The organism is Flavobacterium sp. LAR06 (genome assembly GCF_041946075.1).
Classification (GTDB): Bacteria; Bacteroidota; Bacteroidia; order Flavobacteriales; family Flavobacteriaceae; genus Flavobacterium.
Map to the genome: position 1 here is coordinate 1 of NZ_JAUTYT010000019.1, position 22,481 is coordinate 22,481.

Consider the following 22,481-nt stretch of genomic DNA (forward strand, 5'->3'; position numbering starts at 1 on the left):
AAAAGGAGCAGAAAACTTTTAGCTTCTGCTCCTTTTAATTAACAATTTATTCGCGAAAAGACTTTTTCAGTGTCCTCCTAATATAGCGGGATTTTTTTTATTCTACTATAGTCTCAATAGTGACTTTCATTGCACCGGCACCTTTGCTTCGGGTAATGTCCATAAAAGCTCTTTTTGAAAGGTCTAATTCACGGGTTTTAACAAACGGGCCTCTATCAGTAATTTTAACGATTACAAATTTTCCATTGGCTTCATTTGTTACTTTTATTCTGGTTCCAAATGGAAGTTTTTTGTGAGCAGCGGTGTATTTATTGTTGTCAAATCTGCTTCCGTCTGCAGTTTTTCTGCCAGTAAATTTATCGGCATAATAGGAAGCGTGTGCATTTTTTTTGTATGGTTTTAATTTTAAACCATTGTCGGTAAAAACAGAATCGATAGTTATGATTAGACCTGTTTTGTTGTTTTTAATAGTGTCCTGCGTGATTTTAGGTTCTGTTGACCTGACTTGTTGACTCATTACGTAGGTTACACAACTTAAAAAAGTTATTGTAAATGCACTGAGTAAAATATTTTTTTTAATTCTCATGGGTTATTCTTTTTCAGACTTGGGGAGTTTGTACAAATAATATGCCGAGATAAAAAAAGCCCTATTTTTAGGGCTTTAATTGGTTTTTTAGAACCATAGGTTCCACGGGATTCTACTCAATATAAGTAATAATCCTAATCCGTAAAAAATAGCAAACGTTTTAAATTTAGCTTCGCTATTAAGTATTTTTTTATGTTTAGACCATCCAATAGTAATTAGGATGATAGCTATAATGTTAATTAAAGGGTGCTCTAATGATGTTAATCGAAGTTCAGCATTAGACATTTCTCCAAAAGCTGCTTTTCCAAGCGGAGATACAAAATAAAGAATTAAACCAATCAACAATTGCGTGTGAGTACCAATTAAGGCAAACAAAGCAATCTTGCGGTCCTTAGCTGTAAACTCTTTTTTAGAGGTTAATCCGATAATGGCATTTACAACGGCAACCAATAAAAGTAATAATGCCAGATAAGCCCATCCGGAATGGAATTTTTGTAGAAAATAATACATAAAACTGTTTTTTTGTTCAAAACAAATATAACAAAAAAGGCTATAAAAAAACGGCATCAAACTTAAAAGTCGATGCCGTTTATGATATTTATTTAGATTCTAAATATTAGAAATTGTATCTCATACTGAAATTCCAAGTTCTACCAAATCCAAAAAACACTTGGTTAGCTGTTGCGATACCATCGTATACTTTTCCTGATGAAGCATAAGTAGGTCCTGAGGTTCCAGTTACGAAATCATCTGTAAAAATATTTGTTCTTGATTCAGAAATATAAATCTCATTTAAAACATTGTTTACATTAAGTCTGAAATTTACTGAAGATTTTTTAGAACTTCCGATTAACCATTTGTATGAGATACCTGCATCCATTAATCCATAAGAAGGAAGCTCTAAAGTACCTTTATGGTTTTCTGCTGAAAATCTTCCTGGTTCAATTGCTGCATAAAGCTGATCAGTATATCTGTAATTTGCATCAACAGTAAAGCGCTCTAAAATTTCGTAGGCTGCACCTAAACTTGCAGTTGTTTGTGCTGCATCTCCAACCTTAACGCCGTCTAAATATAACGTTCCTGATTCTAATGGAGCATTGTTTTGGTCAAACTTGTTGTATGTTGCATTTCCTTCATACTTCCATTGTCCAAATGAAACCATAGCATTTAAGCTTAATTGAGGAGTTGGTTTAGCATTCACCTCAAGTTCAATACCAGTGTGAAGCTCATTAACACCTAATGCATCATAATAACCGTTTCTGTTTGTAGAACTTGGGTCAGTAGATCTTTGATATCTATCTTTCCAAGATGTATAGTAGGCATTTACGTTAGCATTGATTTTTGATGATCTATATCCGTATCCTGCCTCTAATCCAGTAACTTTTTCATTTGGAGTATCAAAAGCAATTGATTGGTTGTTACGATAAACTGCATTGAAGAATGGTTGTTTTGAGTAATAACCTGCGTTAGCAAAAACATTGTGGTGCTCATTGATGTTGTAGTTTGCACCTCCTTTAACATTTCCTCCTAAAATATTTTCAGTATCTGTTTTGTAAAGTGGATCTGATTCTAAATAAAGAAATGTGTCTTCTCTTTGGAAACCTTGATTAGATACCGCTCCTTGAATAAATGCAGATAATTTTTCTCCTGAATATTCTAATTGAGTGAAAGCTCCATACCAATTAACATATCCGTTGTTGTTGTATTCAATTTTTTCTTGATCCTTTACATTTGTAAAAGGATTGAAGCTAGGTGTAGCAGAATATGTTTGGTACAAGTATCTTCCGTCTGGTTTAAAATTAGCATTTTGATTGTCAAAATACACATCAGCTCCTAATCTGTCATTAACATTTCTAAAATGATATCCAGTATAAGTTCTAGCATCAATTCCAAAATCAAGTGTTAATGTTTCAGTAAGTTTTTGATTTAAATTAACAACAGCACCGTACCAGTCATGTGAATTGATAGAGGCTCTTCTGGTGAATCCAGTACTTCTGTTTACCACATATTCTCCATCTGCATTTGGAGTTAATGGTGCTCCAATTGTATTTGGTTGTCCTGTATTGAATTTTACGAATTCATCAAAAGGAACTAAACCGTCTTCAGTTTTATAAGCGAAAGGGCTTTTTCCAATATTACCTGTTCCTCCACCTCTTCCCCATGAAGCGTAAAGTACTGATGATAATTTTGTTTTATCAGAGATTTTATAGTCATAGTTGATAGATGCTACAGGTTTGCTGTAGAAATTTCTTGCCCATGAATATTCTTCACCATTTTTATATCCCCAATCAGAGTTATACTTAATGTCCGGTTTGTTTTCTGCTGGGTTACCATATTGAATATATGATGCTAAAGTATTAGCAAAACTTCTTTGGTTGTGCCATTGTGGAGCACCTGTGAATGTGAATTGAAAATCGTGTTTATTGTTTTTAGAAGAATAACCAAGTCCAATAAAATAGTTTTGACCAGAGAATTTAGTTCCATCAACATAACCATCACCAATAGTATTACTAAATAGGACAGAAGCTGATAAACCATTACTCATTTTTCCTGTAGAATATGATACAAGACTTTTGAAATAATTATCATTACCAGTTGTAAGTGCAATTGTTCCGCCTTCTTTCATATCAGCTGATCTTGTAACTACGTTTATAGTTCCTCCAACAGATGAAATAGCTAATTTAGATGAACCTAAACCTCTTTGAACTTGCATAGCTGAAGTTACATCAGATAAACCAGCCCAGTTACTCCAGTATACAGAGCTATTTTCCATGTCATTAACAGGAACTCCGTTTATCATTACTGCAATGTTTCTTTGGTCAAATCCTCGAATATTGATTCTTGAATCTCCATAACCACCACCGCCTTTCGTAGCGTATACAGAAGGAGTGTTAGCAAGGATTTCAGGGAATTCTTGTGACCCTAGTTTTGCTTGAATTTCTGCTGCCTTAATAGTTGAAACTGCAACAGGTGTTTTTCTGTCCTTTGCAATATCTACTACTGTACTTTTTACTACAATTTCGCTTAATTCATTTGAATTAGCTTGTAAAACGATTACTCCTAAATTTGCTGTTCCTCCTTTTGCAACAGAAAATGAAATTGTTTTTGTTTCATATCCAAGATAAGAAACGACAATCTCTCCAGATGTAAGAGAAGTTGTAATTGTGAATTTACCATCAAAATCACTTGATCCAGCGTCTGATGATCCTTTTACTAATGCGTTAGCACCAGGTAAAGAAAGGGCACCGTCGGTAATAGTACCAGTAATTTTACTTTGAGAAAATGCGGTTGAAACTATCATGAACAACAGTCCAGTAAGTAACCAATTTTTCATTGTCTTCATTTGTTATTTAGTTTATTGTTTTTGGCAAAATTATAACAAATAACTCAGATAGTGTTATCAAAATGTTAAGAAAAGTCAGTTTTATCTATTGTGTTGCGCATTAAAATGATTTTTCCTTTTTTTACTAGATAAAATAATGTTTTTTTGAATTTAGATAGCTGTTTTTTGTTAAAAACATAATTATTCCAATGGTGCTGTAAGTCTAAACTTGCAATTATTAATGATTTAAAGCTAAAAAGTAGTCTGTTTATACGAAAAAACGCCTTAATTTTAGTTAAATCAAGGCGTTTCAGTTTGTTATGAAAACTTAAAGAGAATGCTATTTGTTCTTTAAAAAGTAGTTCAACAAAAAGGATGTTGAACTATCATGACTTTTTACAGTTTTTGAATTTATTTCGTCTAAAATTGAATTAGCCAATTGTTTTCCTAATTCAACTCCCCATTGATCGAAGCTAAAAATGTTCCAGATAACACCCTGAACAAAAATCTTGTGCTCGTATAAAGCGATTAATGATCCTAAAGATTTAGGTGTTAATTTTTGAATCAAAATGGTATTGGTTGGTTTGTTTCCTGTGAAAACTTTAAAGGGTAATAAGTAAGACGCTTTTTCTGCAGAAAGTCCTTGTTTGTCAAATTCAGCCTGAACCTGAGCCGGAGTTTTTCCGTTTAATAAAGCTTCTGTCTGAGCAAAAAAGTTCGACATTAATTTATCGTGATGATCTTCGTTTCCGTATAAAGGTTTTATGAACCCAATAAAATCAGTCGGAATTAATTTTGTTCCCTGGTGAATTAATTGAAAGAAAGCATGTTGTGAATTTGTTCCTGGTTCTCCCCAAATAATAGTTCCGGTTTGGTAGTTTACGGGTTTTCCGTCACGACCAACGCTTTTTCCGTTGCTTTCCATAGTTGCCTGTTGCAAGTAAGGAGCTAATTTTTGTAAATATTGAGTGTAAGGAATCAAGGCTTCGCTTTCGGCTCCGAAAAAATTATTGTACCAAACACTTAATAAAGCCAAGATTACCGGAATGTTTTCATCAAATTCAGCTGACTTGAAATGGTCATCCATTTCGTTAGCACCTGTCAATAATTCATTGTAGTTATCAAAACCAACGGCCAAAGCGATGCTTAAACCAACAGCGCTCCATAAAGAGAATCTTCCTCCAACCCAATCCCACATTGGGAAAACGTTGTCGGGATTAATTCCGAATTCTGTTACTTTTTGAATATTAGTAGAAACTGCTACAAAGTGTTTTGCGATATCTTCTTGAGAAGCCGATTTCAAAAACCATTCTTTGATAGTTTCAGAATTTGATAAAGTTTCCTGAGTTGTAAAGGTTTTAGAAACAATTAAAAATAAAGTGGTTTCCGGGTTTAGTTTTTTGATAACTTCATTAACATGATCACCGTCAACATTCGAAACAAAATGTAAATTAAGGTGATTTTTGTAGTATTGTAAAGCTTCAACTGCCATTACCGGACCAAGATCTGAACCTCCAATTCCGATATTAACGATATCAGTAAAGGCTTTTCCTGTGAAACCTTTTCTTTCGCCTGAAATAACTTCGTTGGTAAAGTTTTTGATTTTATTTTTTACTTCGTAAACTTCGGGAATTACATTTTCTCCATCAACAGTAATTACTGCCGATTCTGGTGCACGCAAAGCGGTATGTAAAACAGCTCTGTTTTCTGTTTGGTTGATGATTTCTCCATCAAAATATTGAGCAATTGCTTCTTTTAATCCAATTGAATTTGCTAATTCTAATAAAAGAGCAATAGTTTCCTGACTAATATTGTTTTTAGAATAATCTACTAAAAAGTCATTCCATTGTAAGTTGAATTTTTCAGCACGGGCATTATCTTGTTGAAACAATTCTTGTATAGTAGTTTCGTGAATTGCATTATAGTGGTTTTGCAGATTTTTCCACGCTTCAGTCCCGGTTGGGTTTGTTGTGTTTAAAGCCATTTTGTATTTAATTGAGAAAGTGGTTATATGTGGTTTTTTAAAACACAAAAATACTGAAATAACTTTTAAAAGCTTTAAGCTTCACAATTATATAACAATTAGTTACGAAAACGTTTTATGAGTCTGCATCATAATTTTTTCCAGACAACTTCGGCCGAAACAGATTTTCCGCCTTGCGTTGTATTTATTACAACATATTTAAGTTCGTTATTTAGAAATGTGTAAGATCTCTTTTGAATCGTTCCTTCCCAGTTTGGGAACGATGCGATTTTTATTTTGAAAGTAATAATCTTGTTTGTTTCATCAATTTCATATTCACCAAAGTGCGCATTGCTTCCCTGAACAATCGAAGCATTTTCTTCCGGTGTACATTTGTTTTTATCGCCCGAAATTATTTTTGGCCTGTCGCTTTTATATATTTCAATAGCATAATTCCCTTTTTCATCAAAGAACAAAATGCCTTTCGGATTTACATCATAAGGAAGGTTTTTTGTTCCATCTGAATTTATATTCTCAACAGAAACCAAAGTCCAGGAGCCTAAAAGTTCTGTGTTTATTGCTTGTTTTGTTTTTTGAGCAATAGCTGTATTTAGAGCTAAAAGCAAGAATAATATAGTTGTTGCATTTTTCATCTTTAAAATTTTAATAGTTTACTTTAATAATTTCTCCATTTATTGTCTTATCCATACTTTTTGAGTAGGCACTAATTAAATCCTCAATCGGAATGTCTGATACTTTTGCAGGACTAACAGCATTTATTCTAATTCCTCTTTCTAATTCAAGTGAAGCTGAAAGCACAAAACTGTTAATCGCACCATTTACAATTGCTTTGCCACTGTTGTTCTTTACAGGTTTATCGCCCATTTTGCCGGAGGTGAGGATAAATATTCCGTTATCTTTTAAATGCTTTTGTCCAATTAAAACCAGATTGATTTGTCCCAGCAACTTATTTTTAATGCCAATATTTATTTTTTCTTCGTCAAGCGAAAGTAAATCTCCGGTGTAGCAGTCTCCGGCGACACATATACAGGCATCAATGTTTTTAACTTTGCTGAATAATTTTTCTATAGAATTTGAATCTGATAAATCAAATCTAAAATCACCGCTGTTTCGTCCGGCAGAAATAATTTCATGGTTTTTTTCTAAAGCGGACTGCAGTATTTTGCCAATTGTTCCGCTTGCTCCAATTAAAAGAATTTTCATTTTGTAGTTTTTTAGTTATTATCTGAAACAAAATTAGGGGATTAGCTTTCTTCTAAAATTGTACTAATTGGCAGTTAAATTGTATTTTAGCAGTATGACAGATAAGAATTTATATCTTCCTTTTGAAGTTGATTTTAAGGAATTAGAACAGTTTCCGAAAATAATTCGGAAAAACAATTTCTTTGAGCTAATTTATGTTGTTGATGGAACCGGAATTCAGATTATAAACAACAATAAGTTTCAATACCGAAAAGGAAATCTGTTTCTTGTAACGCCACAGGATATTCATTCATTTGAAATTTCAACAGTAACGAAATTCTTTTTTCTTCGGTTTAATGAATACTATGTCAAAGCGAATTCTCAAAATCTGCAAAGTGAAACGGTGTTGCGAATGGAATATATTCTTCAAAATGCAAGTCATCGTCCAGGATGTATTCTCAAAAATACGATTGACAAACCGTTAATAGCCTCACTTATTGAAAGTATTATTAACGAGCAAAACAATCAGCAGATTTACCATCAAAAAATTATCGAGCAAATTGTTAATGCAATTATAACTGTTGTAGCAAGGAATATTGCTTTAAAACTGCCAAAGAATATTAAGGAAAATACGGGAGAAATGGTTCTTGAAATTTTGCATTATATTCAGGAAAATATCTACGACCCAAAGCAGTTAAAAGCAAATGTAATAAGTGGACATTTTAATATCTCAATTCATTATTTGGGGAAATATTTTAAGAAACAAACTGGTGAAACACTTCAGGAGTACATTTCAAACTACAAATTGAGATTGATTGAAGCCAGACTTCTGAATAGCGATATGCGTATTAATGAAATTGCAGATGAATTGCATTTTTCTGACGAAAGTCATCTGAATAAAGTTTTCAGAAAACATAAGGGAATCAATCCGTCAGAATTTAGAAAGAAGTTTTGTAAATAATAATCTTTAAAATCTTCAGGCTTCGGTCAAAGCTATTTTTTACTTTTATAAAATTATTCTAAAGGTTTTGTCTGTTGCCAATATGACAATTGTCAAAATACATACTAGTAAAGAATGATAATAGTGATTGTATTCCTGATGTGCCATGTGTGTAGTAAATGCTCCTATAGCGAATGGGAATAAGAATAATATGCCGGCATTTTTATATTGTGGCTGAAAAATTCCGATCAGAATGAGTATAACACCAATTAATTCAAATACTCCTATTGCAATTGTCCATGTTTTATTAAATCCCAAAGACTGCATACTTAGTATCATAGATTCTTTTTGAAAAACTTTAAATAGAGATGCGTATCCGAATATGTATAAATAGTAAGCATAACTTAACCAATGAATTGCGATTTTAATTGTTTCCATATTTATGATTTTTTATAATAACAAATGTATTTATTAACTTGCAAAAAAATAGATACATACAAAATTGTATGGTACACACAAAAAAGGAAGTATGGAAAACAGAAAAGAAAATTCAACGAATAACATCAATGAGATTTATTGGAAAGAAAACTGCGGAATTGCATTTACGTTATCTGTAATTGGTGGAAGGTGGAAAATAAATATACTGTCATATCTCTTGAATGAACAGAAACTTAGATATAGCGAATTAAAAAACAGACTTGTTGGAATTTCTGAACGAATGCTTATTGCAAAGCTCAAAGAACTGGAAAAAGATAAATTGGTAAATCGAATCGTTCATCAACAAGTTCCTCCGAAAGTTGAATATGAATTAACAGAACTGGGGCATTCTTTGAAAGAAATTCTGTTTATGATGGATAAATGGGGAGAAAAAAATGTTTAAAAGGATGGCAATTTGATTACCAAATCTTCCACCACGGCTTTTTATTAACTTCGATAGTTTTTTTATCGGTGTTGATTTCGATTCTTTTTGGCGATTCAATTTTGATTTTCGAATCATCAAAAAATAGTTCACCAGTATCACTCATTCCTAATGGCGATTTGGTTCTTTCTTTCCAGTCAGCTGTTTGTAATACTGTAATTAACGGAGAATGAATTTTATCATTAAATTTTTTTCGTGCTTTTTCTGTGATTTCTTCTTCCAGGTTTGAAGATGAATTTTTAAAAAGTGAAATCGAATTGTCCGGAATGTTTAAAAGGAAAATCTGCGTTTTATTTTCTATTTTCTGAATATCCAATACTTTAAAATAAGCAATAGTATCTAATAGAAAATGACCAATTTTTGCAGAGTCAGGGTTGAATTTCGATAAATCTTTTGGATGCGCACTTGCAATCAAATACCTGATATTTCCGGAAAGCCCGCCACCAAGAGATGACATATCGGTAAATCCTTTTTCCTGAATTATTTGTCCAATTTTATAATTTGAAATTAAATTATCAGGTAAATCAGTATCTCTGTAAAATAGTTTTAAACCCGAAAAAGTTTCATTGTAAATTGCTTTAAGACGTGCATTTTTCATTCGAGTTCGATTTCAGATATTTACAAATTCCCAATGCTGTCCAATTCTCTTTTTAGTGGTTCCATTTGTTTTAAGAAACGCGTTTTGTCATTTCCTGTCAATGATTCTCCTGTTGGTAAATTCAATCGAAGGGCATCAACCTGAACTCCGTTTTTCCAGAATCGGTAACAAACGTGTGGCCCAGAAGCTAATCCTGTGCTTCCAACTAATCCAATGGTTTGTCCTTGGGTTACACGTTGTCCGCGACGCACAAGAATTTTTGACATGTGTAAATATTGGGTAGAATAGGTTCCGTTGTGTTTTACTTTAACGAAGTTTCCGTTTCCTGCAGTATAGCCTGTAGCTTCTACAACTCCGGCAGCGGTTGTTGAAATTGGTGTTCCTCTTGGAGCCGCATAATCCGTTCCTTTGTGTGCTTTCCAGGTATGTTGCACAGGATGAAATCTGTTCATCGTAAATCTTGATGTGATTCGACTGAATTTAATTGGAGTTTTTAAGAAGAAATTTTTCAGCGTTTTTCCCTGATCGTCATAATATTCTACTTTTCCCGAAAGTGTATCTTTTTCGAATGGAAATGCATAAACGATTTTTCCTTTGTATTCAAAAAAGGCAGCTTCAAGATCTTCAACACCATCATATGTTTTTCCGTTGATAAAGCGTTCAGTGAAAATTAAACCGTAACGATCTCCTTTTTTAAGTTTGAAGAAGTCAATTGACCATGAAAATACTTTGGTGATTCTGCTGGCCAAAGCTGTTTCTACACTTGCGTTTCCTAAAGTTTCAGATAATGAACTTTTTAAAACACCACCAATTATTTTACGTTTAAAAGTAACAGGTTTTATTTTTTTGTACGCTTTTGCAATACTATCTCTTAAGTCAACTACATAATAAGTTAGTGCGTCAGGCTGATAGATGAAAACCTGTAATTTATTGGTTTTATTTTTAGCACGAAGGAGTGTATAAGGTTTGTTGTAGCGAATCGTTCTAACATTAAAAGAATCTTTTACCTGCTCGACAATATTAAATACTTGTTTATCACCAATATTTTGATTTTGAATGATGGATCCAAAGGAGTCTCCTTTTGAAATGGTATCATTAACAACATTAAAGTCGGCGTAATTAAAGCCAAATTCTACTTTTTTAGTTTTTGGTTTAGTGATTTTAGTTTCAACTTTTTCATCGGTTTTATTACATGAAAATATTGAGAATAAAACGATTATAATTACGAATGCTTTTTTCAAACTTTTATTTTTTGTGGAAAATTAAATGGTTTCTTCATTTCCCCAATTGGACAATTCATCTTCGGTCCACAATTTAGGAAAAAAGATGCGTCTTTGGTATTTTGGATGCATATATTTTTGCCAGTCACTTCCACCGGTAGCTTCTCCGTTACCTTTTCCGCTTTCCAAAATGTATTTTCTTGCTGTATTCAAATGCTGCATAACCCAGGTGATATTCACAGTTTTGTCATAATGACGCATTGCATTTATTAACGCTTCGTTTTGCTGATCTGTTTCGGGTAACTGGGTGAATTTTTGCCAAATATTTTTAGTTTTAAAAGTAGACATTTGTCTTAAAAACTGAACTTTATATTTGTTTTCAAATTCCTTAAGAAGATATGATTTTTCACCTGTTTGATAATCTTTACCGGCAGCCTGCCAATATAAATGTTCAATGCTGGTTTCTATGTCGGTATTTTCGTCAAAATTTGCTTTATATCTGCGATCTGTTAAATTAATGACATCAGTCGATGCAAACTCAATCAATCTGTATTGTGCACTCTGAAAACCACTTGCAGGTGTAAGCGTATTTCTAAATTTCATGTATTGATCCACATCCATTCCGTTTTCCATGATACTGAATGAATTAGTAAGCATGTCAAAATATCTTGAGATCCTTGATAATCTTTCACTGAAAAAATCAACCTGAATATTTTCGGTATCGGCGATCTGATCGATTTCCCACAAAATCATCTTGAAAATTAATTCATTCACCTGGTGATACATGATGAAAACCATCTCATCAGGAAGTGTAGTACGTTGTGTTTGTAAACTTAAAAGCGCATCAGTTTGAATATAGTCCCAATAAGTAATTGGTTTTGACCAGAGTAAGCCTTCAAGCTGAACATCGGTTTTTTGATTTATGGCTTGAAATTTAAGGTCAATTTCATTTAAGATTGATTCTGAATGATCAGTAAGGTTCATTATTTTTTTGCTTTAAATGGATTTTTTAATCCTTTATACTCGTCAAGATCGGCTTTAAGCGATCCTACTGCAAGATCCGCTTTAATTCTAATCGGAACTTTGTTGTCGTCATCTGTTATCCAGAGCGTTACGCTTTCTTTTTCTTTGAAAACTCGTCCTGTTTGTACCATTGGTTTAAATACCATTGTAGAAACGGTGCCAAATTTAGTTGTAATATCCTGACGACCTATATATTTTAACTTAAATTTTGTGATTTCGTCATCAAAAAACATGTCGATCGTAATGGCTTCACCAGATTTTAGCTTGTCGATGTTGGGATGATTTCGCAAGTAATAAAAAGAAGAAATAATATCCTGAACGTTATCTGTTGTGATAATCGTTTTTTCTGACTTTCGTTTATAGTCTTTTACTAATACACGATTTTCTGCCTGATTAAAAATACCTTCCTGATTTTTAGTGTATCCGCCTTCGTCAATTTTTCGTATATATCTATAAGGGCTTCCGGTTTCTTTGTCAAAGTAGCTTTCGTATAAATCTTCTACTTTAAAGAAGAATTTTGACATCCCGGTTGTGTAACCTTTACCCACCGCATGATGCACTTTTTTATTGTTTATTGTAGCGTCTTTAATTTCGAGTGTGGCATAACCCGCATTGACAATTCCGTAATGGATCCTGAATTTGAAGAATTCTCCCGTACCAAATGCATCTTCTTTTTGAGTGTCAAAAGCAAAGGTGGTGAGAATTAATATGATGAGAACTAGCTTTTTCATAGTACAATTTTTACATTTCATTATAAAGATAATTAAATGCAAATTCTATTCCAAATGTACCAAAACAAAAAAACTCAGTCAAGGAATGACTGAGTTTTTATGCTATTAACTAACCAAAAAACTATAAATTATGAAATTTATATCAATTCGGAAGGAAACCACCCCTTCCTGATTTGCGAGTGCAAAGATATGCAGAAAGTTCAAAAAAGAAATAGAAAAAGGTAAGTTTAACATAACATTTGCATAAAAAGCATCCTTTTACAGAGAATTATCCTGTTTAATGTAAAAAAATAGCGTTTTTATAATGTTCCTCTCAATTCTTGCTCTCTCTCAATCGACTCAAAAAGGGCTTTAAAGTTCCCTGCACCGAAGCCTTTTGCTCCCATTCGTTGAATAATTTCAAAAAATAGTGTTGGCCTGTCCTGAACTGGCTTAGTAAATATCTGTAATAAGTAACCATCTTCATCGGCATCGACCATGATGGCTAGTTTCTCAATTTCGTTTAAATCTTCTTTCATCATGTCCATGTGAACACCTAATCTTTCAGGGATCGCCTGATAATAAGTATGTGGTGGAGCAGATAAAAACTCAACACCTCTTGCTTTAAGTTGCGAAACCGTTTTGATAATATCATCTGTAGCAATGGCAATGTGTTGAATTCCAGGTCCGCCATAAAAATCTAAATATTCTTCAATTTGAGATTTTTTCTTTCCTTCAGCTGGTTCATTGATTGGGAATTTAATTCTTCCGTTTCCATTAGACATTACTTTACTCATCAAAGCTGAATATTCAGTATTGATTTGTTTATCATCAAAAGATAGGAAATTCACGAATCCCATAACGTCTTCGTAGAATTTTACCCAGGTATTCATTTCGTTCCAACCCACATTTCCAACCATATGGTCAATATATTTTAATCCGGTTGGTTCTGGGTTGTAATCTGATTTCCATTCTTTGTAACCTGGTAAGAAAACGCCGTTGTAGTTTTTTCTCTCTACAAAAATGTGTACCGTTTCTCCGTAAGTATAAATTCCGGAACGAACTACTTCCCCAAATTCATCTGATTCAACAGTTGGTTCCATGAAAGAACGGGCACCACGCTTCATAGTTTCTTCGTACGATTTTGTAGCATCTTCAACCCAAAGAGCAGCCACTTTTACACCATCACCATGTTTTTGAAGATGTGCATGAATTGGAGAATCCTGTGTTAAAGGTGTTGTCAACACAATTCTGATTTTATCTTGTTTCAGTACATAAGATGCTTTGTCTTTTACTCCAGTTTCTAATCCGGCGTAAGCCAATGACTGATATCCGAAAGCAGTTTTATAATAATGTGCAGACTGTTTTGCATTTCCTACGTAGAATTCTACATAATCTGTTCCTAATAACGGAAGGAAATCTTGCGCTCCTTCAAAGATTTTTTCTAATCCGTATTCTACTGATTTTACTTCTTTTGACATGATGTTTATTTGTTTAATCGGTTAATCGTTCATTTGATGAACCGATGTGTTGTTTTAAGTTTTGTTTTTTTAACCGCAAAGTCCGCAAGGATTTTACGCTAGGTTCGCAAAGTTGATTGGCGATTTTTGCGTAAAATCCTTGCGGACTTTGCGGTTAGATCGATTCCAATAAATTTACTCCGTCCAAGATTTATAGTATTGTCCATCATCAAGACCCATAGCTTCTTCCGTAACCATCAATGGCCTGAAAGTATCAACCATAACGGCTAATTCCTGGGTTTCTGTGTGACCAATACTGCGTTCCATTGCGCCTGGTGCGGGCCCGTGCGGAATTCCTTTTGGGTGTAAAGTGATATGACCTTGCTCGATATTATTACGGCTCATAAAATCGCCATCTACATAATATAGTACTTCGTCAGAATCTATATTACTGTGATTATATGGCGCCGGAATTGCTTTTGGATGATAATCGTAAAGTCTCGGGCAGAAAGAACAAACGACAAAAGTGGCCGTTTCAAATGTTTGATGTACCGGAGGCGGTTGGTGAACACGTCCCGTTATAGGTTCAAAGTTATGAATCGAGAATCCGTATGGAAAATTATATCCGTCCCAACCCACAACATCAAAGGGATGTGTGGCATAAACCACTTCATGAATCATTCCTTCTTTTTTGATTTTAATTAAGAAATCACCTTTTTCGTCATGTGTTTCCAATTCGTTTGGCAAAATAAAATCACGTTCGCAAAATGGCGAATGTTCTAAATGCTGTCCTGATTGGTTTTTATAACGTTTTGGAGTGTAAAAAGGAGAATAAGATTCAACGTAAAATAGTCGGTTTTCTTCGGTCTCAAATTCTATTTGATAAATAATGCCTCTTGGAATAATAAGATAATCGCCATATTCAAAAGGAATATTGCCTAACATGGTTCTTAGTTTTCCTTTTCCTTTATGGATGAAAAGCATTTCATCGGCATCGGCATTTTTGTAGAAATAATTTCGAAGTGATTCTTTAGGTGCTGCCAATCCAATAATACAGTCTTTATTGACTAACATGGCTTTGCGGCTGCTTAAAAAGTCATTCTCCGGTTTTAATTCAAAACCTTTAAAAAGTAATGATTTTATGTTTTTTCCGATTGCAATTTTTGGTTCAACCGAATAAGAATTTAAAATTTCTTTGACCTGCGTTGGTCTGTGAACATGATAAGACAACGATGAATGTCCGTGAAAACCTTCGGTACCAAACAATTGTTCGTAGTAAAAACCTCCGTTTGGCTTTTCGAATTGGGTGTGTCTTTTTTGAGGGAAATCTCCAAGTTTATGATATAATGGCATGGCTTTTCAATTAGATAATTTGTAAATTAGATAATTCGAAAAAAGGTGAATTGTGTGAACAGATAATCAGCTCAACTTTTGCGCTGACTAATTATCTCAATTCGATAGCTTCACTCAGGATTTCTCTTGATGAGGAATTGAAGATATTCTAATAAACCTGTCCATTTTGTTTTCATTATAACAAATGTCGTAATTTTTATTGATTTAAATTGTAAATCATATCATTTATGAGCGCAAATTAATCTAAAATTTTTGACATTACAACGATATAGTTGCTAAATAATTCATTTTTTTCTCAATTAGAGTAAAATCTAAGTACTGAAAAATTTAACCCCAAAGTGAGTAAAGCTAAATCAATAAAGCTTTGCGCACTTTGTTTTTTTGATGATACTGCTATATAAAAATCTTTGCGCTTTGCGGTTAAATTAAGTAGACTATTAAAACATAAATCCAATACTAAACCAGGTAAAACTTTTAGACAATTCAGGTGACCATGATTGTTTAATTTCAATTGGACCAATAATAGTTTCTAAACCATAGCCTACTGCATACCCTGAATATTTAGGCATCGACACCCAGTCAACAGTAGAAAAAATGTCATCGCCCAGATTAGCATAATTTGCAGAAAAGTTGACATGATTTTTTTTGAAAATTTCATAATCAAAAGTAATTCCTGCTTTGATGAAACTGTTTCCGGAAATACTCAGGAAATCATATCCGTAGAAATAATTGAAGTTGTTTATTTTATTGTAACCATATCCACCTAATATATAATCGAAAAATGGAACACTGTCGTTTCCAAAAGTCAATCCGGCATCAGCTTCGAATTTAAAAGTTGCTCTTCTAAATAAAGTATTGGCTATGGCAACCTCGGCTTTTGCCATAGAATAAGGCTTGAAAGTCTTGGTATAATCTGAAGAGCCTAAATAGGTCTGAATATCTGTAGAAAAAAACAATCCGGAGCGCGGAAAGCTTTTGTTGTCAAATGAATCATATTTTAAGTAACCAAAAGCACTAAAGTAACTGCTTTTATCAATAACATTATCTGTATTCGACAAGGTTGGTGAATTTATCTTTAAATATTTGTATTCTAAACCACCACCCATTAAAAACTTTTGTACAAAAATGGTCTGAAAGTAGGCCTGGTTGCTAACATCCATAAAATCAACATTTATTAAATTGATATCAGGACTTGGGGCCGTTAAATTCCCTAAATTGCTCGTTACATTTCGGTTAAATTGATTTAATCTTGAACGAAATCCAAAGCTGATATTAAAACCATTTTCGACATAATAGTTTAAATCATATCTGAAATTATCACCTAAAATTATATCTAATGAAGTAACGTCATTTTTCAGGAATGTCTTTTTATGAGTAAGATTCAAAAGAATAGCACTTTTATAAAGACCATCATAATGTAATCCCAATTTTAAAAAGGTTTGAGTAGGGTTTTCTTTTAGGACAAGATCTAAATCGTCTTTTTCTCCATTTGGTTGTAAACAATAAGAGATCGTGCTAAAGTTTTGGGTTGCATTTAAATTATTGATACCGGTTTTGAGATCATCATAAGTTATGGTGCTCCCTGGCTTAAAACGAAGTTTACCATTGATGTATTCTTTAGTGTAGTTGTCTAATTGGTCGCTATTAATTTTTTTGATTTCAATGGTGTCAGTTGCGACTTTTAATTTTGGTTTTTTATAAAAATTTTCTTCAGTAACTAATGATTTAATTTTTTCGTAAACTGCAAAAGTGGCCTCTTCTCCTTTTCTGATGATTTCTTCTCCTCTGTCAAATGAAATTACACCAAAGTCACGAATATCTGGTTTTACATAGACATCAGTATCTTTTATTTTACTTTTCATTTTATCAATCGACTGGAGATTGGTAATCTGAACTAAAATTCGGGTAGCGTTTTTAAGATTCTTTCTTTTTAACAAATCGTCCTGAACATCAACACCAATTATAATATCGGCACCAAGATTTCGCACTTCTTTAATAGGGTAGTTGTTGACAACACCACCGTCGACTAATAAATTTCCGTCAATCTCGACTGGAGTAAATAAGGATGGAAAGGCCGAACTCGCCATCATAGCCTGAACCAGATTTCCTTTGTTTAGCAAAACTTCTTCACCGGTTTCGATATTGGTTGCAATACATAAAAACGGAGTTGGCAGTTTATTGAAGTCGCGTACATGACGAACATTTCTGGTCAGACTGCTTAATAAATTATAATTGTACATTCCTTTTGAAAGTGCCTCCGGAATTCCAACTCTGAAATTACTAAAAGGTAAAACGATGGCATATAATTCGTCATTTTTTTTGCCGTAAAAGTTTTTAGAAGATCTTGGAATATAATCGTTTATTAATTCGTCGAAGTTAGTTTGTTTAAAGATAGAGTCAATCTGAGTAGCATTGTAACCGGACGCATAAAGCCCGCCAATAACAGCTCCCATGCTGGTTCCGCCAATGTAGTCAATTTTTATTCCGGCTTCTTCCAGAACTTTTAAAACACCAATGTGTGCAAAACCTTTTGCGCCACCGCCACTTAGTACTAATCCTATTTTGGGACGTTTAACGCTGTCTTGTTTTTGTTCTTGCGAGAAGGAGTTTTGAGAATTGAATAATAAAGTAAGAAAAACTATTATGCTCCAAAAGCTTCCGATAATTGTCGGGACAGAAGAAAATCCTTTTGACCGGGTATTTGAAATGGAAAGCTGAATTTGGCGCATAAAAATTTACTAGTTGGTTTTGTAAAAGTCGACAATTTTTTTGGCTTTTGATACTCCTATAACGTCAGATATTTCTTTTTCTGAAGCTAATTTTAATCTTTTAACACTTTTGAAATGTTGGATTAAGGTCAGCATGGTTTTTTCTCCAATTCCGGGAATGGTTTCTACTGAGGAATTTAATGCGGCTTTGCTTCGTTTGTCACGGTGAAATGTGATTCCGAAACGGTGTGCTTCATTACGTAATTGTTGGATCACTTTCAAAGTTTCTGATTTTTTATCCAGATACAACGGGATAGAATCTCCGGGATAAAAAAGTTCTTCGAGACGTTTTGCTATTCCGATAATCGCAATTTTTCCACGTAAACCTAAATCATCGATACTTTTTAAGGCAGCAGAAAGTTGTCCTTTTCCACCATCAATAATAATAAGTTGCGGCAAAGGTTCTTTTTCGTCCAATAATCTTTTGTAACGGCGGTATACAATTTCGGTCATCGACGCAAAATCGTCCGGACCTTCAACTGTTTTTACATTAAAATGACGATAATCTTTTTTACTTGGTTTTCCATCTTTAAAAACAACACAAGCAGCAACCGGATTTGTTCCCTGAATATTCGAGTTATCAAAACATTCAATATGTCGCGGCTCAACCGGCAAACGTAAATCTTTTTGCATTTGCGCCATAATACGATTAACGTGGCGATCCGGATCTACAATCTGTAATTGTTTTAGTTGTTCAATTCTATAGAATTTAGCATTTCTGATAGATAAATCTAAAATCTGCTTTTTATCTCCAAGTTGCGGAACTGTTGTTTTAATTTTTTCCCCTAAATCAACTTCAAATGGAACAATAACTTCTTTTGATAATAAATGAAAGCGTTCGCGAAGTTCAATGATAGCTAATTCCAATAATTCTTCATCACTTTCGTCCAGCTTTTTCTTAATTTCTAAAGTATGAGAACGAATAATCGATCCGTGCGAAATTTGGAGAAAATTGACATAAGCCGCACTTTCATCAGATACAATCGAAAAGACATCGACATTGGTAATTTTCGGATTTACAATTGTTGATCTTGATTGATAATTCTCGAGAACTTCTATTTTTTCTTTAATTTTCTGTGCTTCTTCAAAACGTAAATCCTGTGCATATTGATTCATTAAACGTTTAAAGTCTTTCATACTTTCTTTGAAATTTCCTTTCAAAATTTCGCGAATCGCATCAACTTGTCGCTGATAATTTTCTAAAGATTCAATCCCTTCACAAGGACCTTTACAATTGCCAATATGATATTCAAGGCAAACTTTAAATTTACCAGAATTGATGTTTGATTCACTCAAATCATAATTGCAGGTGCGTAAAGGATATAATTCTTTGATTAACTCTAAAATCGTGTGAACGGTTTTGAAATTAGTATAGGGGCCAAAATATTCAGAGCCGTCTTTTACCATTCTTCGGGTAGAAAAAATTCTCGAAAAAGGTTCTTTTTTAATACAAAGCCAAGGGTAACTTTTATCATCGCGAAGTAACACGTTATAACGCGGTTGCAAGGTTTTGATTAAGTTGTTTTCTAATAAAAGTGCATCAGTTTCCGTAGGAACAACGATGTGTTTTATAGTCACGATTTTTTTTACGAGTACATTCGTTTTGGCCGTATCGTGAATTTTATTGAAGTAGGAGGAAACCCTTTTTTTTAAATTTTTTGCTTTTCCAACATACAATATTTTTTCGTCTTTATCATAATATTGATACACACCGGGATTGTCCGGCAAGGTTTGTATTTGAAGTAGTAAAGACGGTTTTTGCATTCTGTTTTTGTTTCTGAAGATGGTCGAAAAGCATTCTGAAAAACCATTTTGTTTTTCAGTTAAAGCTTAACATGGATTTAGATTCAAATTTACGAAATCAAAAGAATAATTTCTATATTTAGATTTTATAATTCTATATGAAAAATAACAAGCCCATGATTATTTTTGGCGAACCGGTTTTGCCAGGAGAAAATAGAACAATAAACGTTGAGATTGCCCGATTGCACACGACAACAAAGCTTAATATTCCGGTTATTGTGCGTCGTTCTAAAATAGATGGTCCGGTGGTTTTGTTCTCAGCCGGAATTCACGGCGACGAAATAAACGGAGTCGAAATTGTGCGACAGCTCATCAGTAAAAAAATAAACCGACCAACACGCGGAACCATTATTTGCATTCCGATTATCAATATGTATGGTTTTGTAAATAAATCAAGAGAATTTCCGGACGGCCGTGATTTAAATCGCGTTTTCCCCGGAAGTAAAAAAGGTTCTTTAGCAAGTCGTTTTGCGTTTCATATTGTGGCTGAAATTTTGCCTGTTATTGATTATGCAGTCGATTTTCATGCCGGAGGCGCGAGCCGATTTAATGCACCACAAATCAGGATAAGTGAAAACAATCCGGAATTAAAACTTTTGGCAGATGTTTTCAACGCGCCATTTACCTTATATTCAAAAAATATTACAGGCTCTTTTAGAAATACATCTGAAAAAGCAAATGTAAAAATGTTGCTTTTTGAAGGGGGAAAATCATTGGATATTAATAATGCTATCGCCAATGAAGGTGTAAAGGGAGTGAAGCGTTTGCTGAATTACCTGAACATGCTCGATTCAAAACAAATTGTTGAAGATGCTCTTTTTCCCTCGATTTATATTAAATACTCGGTTTGGTTGCGGGCTAAATGTTCCGGTTTATTGCACGATTATAATTTGATTGGAAAATTTGTAACCAAGGGAACTATTTTGGCGATTATAACTGATCCTTTTGGTAAATTCGAGCAAAAAGTAAAAGCACCACATGATGGTTACATCATCAACGCCAATCATTCGCCAATTGTTTATGAAGGCGATGCCATTTACCATATTTCTAAAACCCTTCCTGATGGCGACGAATAAAAAAGAATTACGCGTACACTATAAAAATCTTCGAAAAGGACTTTCGATTGATGATATCGAAGAAAAAAGTCTGGCTATAGCCAATGAAATATTGCAATTGCCTATTTGGGATAAAACCTATTATCATGTTTTTCTTCCAATTGAAGAACAAAAAGAAGTGAACACCGAATATATTTTGCACTTGCTTTCAGGAAAAGATAAAGAAATTGTGGTTTCGAAAAGTGATTTTGAAACCCGAAAAATGGCTCACTTTTTATTGACAGATAACACCAAAATCAAAAAAAACGAATATAACATTCCGGAACCGGTTAACGGTTTACCAGTTCCGGCTGAAACTATTGAAGTGGTTTTTGTGCCGCTTCTGGCTTTTGATGTTTTTGGAAATCGTATTGGATACGGAAAAGGTTTTTATGATAAATTCTTAACCGAATGTAAACCAGAAACCATCAAAATTGGACTTTCTTTTTTTGAAGCCGTAAATCAAATTGATGATGTTTTTGAATCTGATGTAAAGTTGGATTATTGCGTAACGCCTGAGCTGGTGTATAAATTTTAACCGCAAATTATTTTACCGCAAAGTGCGCTAAGAAAAATGATTTGGATTGTGTTGATTTTAAGTTCGCAAAGTTATCACTTTGGTAATGATTAGATTTAAATGATATAAGTAAGTTTATCTCTCTATTCAGGAAAATTAAAATATACTTATATCAGTTGTAAAAATGAAAGATCCCAAATCCAATTTTAAAGTTGGAATTTGGGATTTTTATATTGTAATTTTAAGAAATTTTATTTCACTTCTTTGATAGTCGAAGCATCAATCCAGCCTTCTGTTCCATCTGTTAATTCTATTTTTTTCCAGTTTTGAAGTGTTGCAGTTACATAAACTTTGGCACCTTCATGCAATACGAAAATAGCCGATCCTGCTTTTTGTGGTTCGCTTCTAACTTCACTCACTTCTGAAAAAACAATCGCAGGGCGATCGTTGTCATAATAATCTTTCTCTGATATTGCTGCTGCAACACTTAGCAGAACACCAACCAGCAATACAAACATTCCAATGAAATATAATCTTTTTGAAAGCGTAAGCTGTGAAAAGTAATATCCAATAAAGCTCAATAAGAAAAGAAAAGCAATCCCAACAGCAATTTTAGCCCAGGTATTGTAATCGAAAATTCCTGTAAAGTTTTGGATCAATTTTGCAAAACCTACTTTCGGAACTTCTTTAATCTCGTCAATAGTGAGTTTTTTGGCGAATTTTAAGTTGTTTAAAGTCTGTTCATCATGAGGTTTTAAAACCAATGCTTTTTCATAATTATAAATCGAAGGCGCAACTTTATTTAGTTTGTAATAACAATTAGCCAAATTAAAATACAACTCAGCTGAGTGTTCTTTATTTTCTTTAAGAACATTTTCATACTCCTGCGCAGCCTGCTCAAACTTGTTATCCTGATACAAAAGATTTCCTTTTTCAAAGCTGCTTTGAGCAAAGAAAACCTGAGTAATTAATAAAAAGAGATATACTATATTTTTCATTCTT

General features: G+C 33.5%; 20 protein-coding genes. 4 read left to right on the forward strand and 16 right to left on the reverse strand.

Translation table 11 applies throughout. The features are described 5' to 3' along the window. Positions 1 to 97: 97 nt before the first annotated feature. The 6 genes from Q7C23_RS21095 to Q7C23_RS21120 form a co-directional block, all read right to left on the reverse strand. Positions 98 to 586, reverse strand: coding sequence for a septal ring lytic transglycosylase RlpA family protein (locus Q7C23_RS21095; RefSeq protein ID WP_375034356.1), 489 nt, complete (start codon positions 584 to 586; stop codon positions 98 to 100). A gap of 87 nt (positions 587 to 673) precedes the next feature. Further along, complete coding sequence (locus Q7C23_RS21100) at positions 674 to 1,096, reverse strand: hypothetical protein (RefSeq protein WP_375034357.1); 423 nt, start codon at positions 1,094 to 1,096, stop codon at positions 674 to 676. Positions 1,097 to 1,202: 106 nt separating this feature from the next. Beyond that, positions 1,203 to 3,929 (reverse strand): TonB-dependent receptor, encoded by a 2,727-nt coding sequence (locus Q7C23_RS21105; protein ID WP_375034358.1) that lies wholly within the window; start codon positions 3,927 to 3,929, stop codon positions 1,203 to 1,205. Between the two features lie 319 nt (positions 3,930 to 4,248). Beyond that, positions 4,249 to 5,892 (reverse strand): glucose-6-phosphate isomerase, encoded by a 1,644-nt coding sequence (pgi, locus tag Q7C23_RS21110; protein WP_375034359.1) that lies wholly within the window; start codon positions 5,890 to 5,892, stop codon positions 4,249 to 4,251. A 128-nt stretch (positions 5,893 to 6,020) separates the two neighbouring features. Continuing rightward, a complete protein-coding gene (locus tag Q7C23_RS21115) occupies positions 6,021 to 6,524 on the reverse strand; it encodes a lipocalin-like domain-containing protein (RefSeq protein ID WP_375034360.1) in 504 nt (167 codons plus the stop codon). Between the two features lie 10 nt (positions 6,525 to 6,534). After that, positions 6,535 to 7,095, reverse strand: a complete 561-nt coding sequence (locus tag Q7C23_RS21120) for a short chain dehydrogenase (protein WP_375034361.1) — start codon at positions 7,093 to 7,095, stop codon at positions 6,535 to 6,537. 67 nt (positions 7,096 to 7,162) lie between these two features. Here Q7C23_RS21120 and Q7C23_RS21125 point away from each other — a divergent pair, with 67 nt between their 5' ends. Continuing rightward, positions 7,163 to 8,035 carry an AraC family transcriptional regulator gene (locus Q7C23_RS21125; RefSeq protein WP_375034362.1) on the forward strand — a complete coding sequence of 291 codons (873 nt, stop codon included), beginning with the start codon at positions 7,163 to 7,165 and terminating at the stop codon, positions 8,033 to 8,035. A gap of 45 nt (positions 8,036 to 8,080) precedes the next feature. On the opposite strand, the gene Q7C23_RS21130 is transcribed toward Q7C23_RS21125, so the two are convergent. Continuing rightward, entirely contained in the window at positions 8,081 to 8,452 is a 372-nt protein-coding gene (locus tag Q7C23_RS21130) for a DoxX family protein (protein ID WP_375034363.1), read from the reverse strand. A gap of 91 nt (positions 8,453 to 8,543) precedes the next feature. Here Q7C23_RS21130 and Q7C23_RS21135 point away from each other — a divergent pair, with 91 nt between their 5' ends. Beyond that, positions 8,544 to 8,894 carry a winged helix-turn-helix transcriptional regulator gene (locus Q7C23_RS21135; RefSeq protein ID WP_375034364.1) on the forward strand — a complete coding sequence of 117 codons (351 nt, stop codon included), beginning with the start codon at positions 8,544 to 8,546 and terminating at the stop codon, positions 8,892 to 8,894. Positions 8,895 to 8,910: 16 nt separating this feature from the next. On the opposite strand, the gene Q7C23_RS21140 is transcribed toward Q7C23_RS21135, so the two are convergent. From Q7C23_RS21140 to uvrC, 8 genes are all read right to left on the reverse strand, one after another. Further along, positions 8,911 to 9,531, reverse strand: a complete 621-nt coding sequence (locus Q7C23_RS21140) for a hypothetical protein (RefSeq protein WP_375034365.1) — start codon at positions 9,529 to 9,531, stop codon at positions 8,911 to 8,913. 20 nt (positions 9,532 to 9,551) lie between these two features. Continuing rightward, positions 9,552 to 10,772, reverse strand: a complete 1,221-nt coding sequence (locus tag Q7C23_RS21145; RefSeq protein ID WP_375034366.1) for a peptidoglycan DD-metalloendopeptidase family protein — start codon at positions 10,770 to 10,772, stop codon at positions 9,552 to 9,554. Between the two features lie 21 nt (positions 10,773 to 10,793). After that, positions 10,794 to 11,735: a tryptophan 2,3-dioxygenase family protein gene (locus Q7C23_RS21150; protein WP_375034367.1), complete on the reverse strand. Its 942-nt coding sequence runs from the start codon at positions 11,733 to 11,735 to the stop codon at positions 10,794 to 10,796. Next, on the reverse strand, positions 11,735 to 12,505 hold the full coding sequence (locus Q7C23_RS21155; protein ID WP_375034368.1) for a DUF3108 domain-containing protein: 771 nt from the start codon (positions 12,503 to 12,505) through the stop codon (positions 11,735 to 11,737). The genes Q7C23_RS21150 and Q7C23_RS21155 overlap by 1 nt, the downstream gene beginning before the upstream one ends. 299 nt (positions 12,506 to 12,804) lie before the next feature. Then, complete coding sequence (gene hppD / locus Q7C23_RS21160; RefSeq protein WP_375034369.1) at positions 12,805 to 13,965, reverse strand: 4-hydroxyphenylpyruvate dioxygenase; 1,161 nt, start codon at positions 13,963 to 13,965, stop codon at positions 12,805 to 12,807. A 174-nt stretch (positions 13,966 to 14,139) separates the two neighbouring features. After that, positions 14,140 to 15,297 (reverse strand): homogentisate 1,2-dioxygenase, encoded by a 1,158-nt coding sequence (locus Q7C23_RS21165; protein WP_375034370.1) that lies wholly within the window; start codon positions 15,295 to 15,297, stop codon positions 14,140 to 14,142. A 437-nt stretch (positions 15,298 to 15,734) separates the two neighbouring features. Continuing rightward, positions 15,735 to 18,026, reverse strand: coding sequence for a patatin-like phospholipase family protein (locus tag Q7C23_RS21170; RefSeq protein ID WP_375034371.1), 2,292 nt, complete (start codon positions 18,024 to 18,026; stop codon positions 15,735 to 15,737). Positions 18,027 to 18,035: 9 nt separating this feature from the next. Then, positions 18,036 to 19,829, reverse strand: coding sequence for an excinuclease ABC subunit UvrC (uvrC, locus tag Q7C23_RS21175; protein WP_375034372.1), 1,794 nt, complete (start codon positions 19,827 to 19,829; stop codon positions 18,036 to 18,038). A gap of 137 nt (positions 19,830 to 19,966) precedes the next feature. Here uvrC and Q7C23_RS21180 point away from each other — a divergent pair, with 137 nt between their 5' ends. After that, a complete protein-coding gene (locus tag Q7C23_RS21180) occupies positions 19,967 to 20,944 on the forward strand; it encodes a succinylglutamate desuccinylase/aspartoacylase family protein (RefSeq protein ID WP_194657529.1) in 978 nt (325 codons plus the stop codon). After that, positions 20,931 to 21,500: a 5-formyltetrahydrofolate cyclo-ligase gene (locus Q7C23_RS21185; protein ID WP_375034373.1), complete on the forward strand. Its 570-nt coding sequence runs from the start codon at positions 20,931 to 20,933 to the stop codon at positions 21,498 to 21,500. The genes Q7C23_RS21180 and Q7C23_RS21185 overlap by 14 nt, the downstream gene beginning before the upstream one ends. Before the next feature lie 230 nt (positions 21,501 to 21,730). On the opposite strand, the gene Q7C23_RS21190 is transcribed toward Q7C23_RS21185, so the two are convergent. Next, positions 21,731 to 22,477 carry a tetratricopeptide repeat protein gene (locus Q7C23_RS21190; protein WP_375034374.1) on the reverse strand — a complete coding sequence of 249 codons (747 nt, stop codon included), beginning with the start codon at positions 22,475 to 22,477 and terminating at the stop codon, positions 21,731 to 21,733. Positions 22,478 to 22,481 lie beyond the last annotated feature (4 nt).

Bases quoted from the DNA above. Each gene is read 5' to 3' on its own strand.
- Q7C23_RS21095 (WP_375034356.1), bottom strand. From the start codon at position 586: ATGAGAATTAAAAAAAATATTTTACTCAGTGCATTTACAATAACTTTT.
- Q7C23_RS21100 (WP_375034357.1), bottom strand. From the start codon at position 1,096: ATGTATTATTTTCTACAAAAATTCCATTCCGGATGGGCTTATCTGGCA.
- Q7C23_RS21105 (WP_375034358.1), bottom strand. From the start codon at position 3,929: ATGAAGACAATGAAAAATTGGTTACTTACTGGACTGTTGTTCATGATA.
- pgi (WP_375034359.1), bottom strand. From the start codon at position 5,892: ATGGCTTTAAACACAACAAACCCAACCGGGACTGAAGCGTGGAAAAAT.
- Q7C23_RS21115 (WP_375034360.1), bottom strand. From the start codon at position 6,524: ATGAAAAATGCAACAACTATATTATTCTTGCTTTTAGCTCTAAATACA.
- Q7C23_RS21120 (WP_375034361.1), bottom strand. From the start codon at position 7,095: ATGAAAATTCTTTTAATTGGAGCAAGCGGAACAATTGGCAAAATACTG.
- Q7C23_RS21130 (WP_375034363.1), bottom strand. From the start codon at position 8,452: ATGGAAACAATTAAAATCGCAATTCATTGGTTAAGTTATGCTTACTAT.
- Q7C23_RS21135 (WP_375034364.1), top strand. From the start codon at position 8,544: ATGGAAAACAGAAAAGAAAATTCAACGAATAACATCAATGAGATTTAT.
- Q7C23_RS21140 (WP_375034365.1), bottom strand. From the start codon at position 9,531: ATGAAAAATGCACGTCTTAAAGCAATTTACAATGAAACTTTTTCGGGT.
- Q7C23_RS21150 (WP_375034367.1), bottom strand. From the start codon at position 11,735: ATGAACCTTACTGATCATTCAGAATCAATCTTAAATGAAATTGACCTT.
- Q7C23_RS21155 (WP_375034368.1), bottom strand. From the start codon at position 12,505: ATGAAAAAGCTAGTTCTCATCATATTAATTCTCACCACCTTTGCTTTT.
- hppD (WP_375034369.1), bottom strand. From the start codon at position 13,965: ATGTCAAAAGAAGTAAAATCAGTAGAATACGGATTAGAAAAAATCTTT.
- Q7C23_RS21165 (WP_375034370.1), bottom strand. From the start codon at position 15,297: ATGCCATTATATCATAAACTTGGAGATTTCCCTCAAAAAAGACACACC.
- Q7C23_RS21170 (WP_375034371.1), bottom strand. From the start codon at position 18,026: ATGCGCCAAATTCAGCTTTCCATTTCAAATACCCGGTCAAAAGGATTT.
- uvrC (WP_375034372.1), bottom strand. From the start codon at position 19,829: ATGCAAAAACCGTCTTTACTACTTCAAATACAAACCTTGCCGGACAAT.
- Q7C23_RS21180 (WP_194657529.1), top strand. From the start codon at position 19,967: ATGAAAAATAACAAGCCCATGATTATTTTTGGCGAACCGGTTTTGCCA.
- Q7C23_RS21185 (WP_375034373.1), top strand. From the start codon at position 20,931: ATGGCGACGAATAAAAAAGAATTACGCGTACACTATAAAAATCTTCGA.
- Q7C23_RS21190 (WP_375034374.1), bottom strand. From the start codon at position 22,477: ATGAAAAATATAGTATATCTCTTTTTATTAATTACTCAGGTTTTCTTT.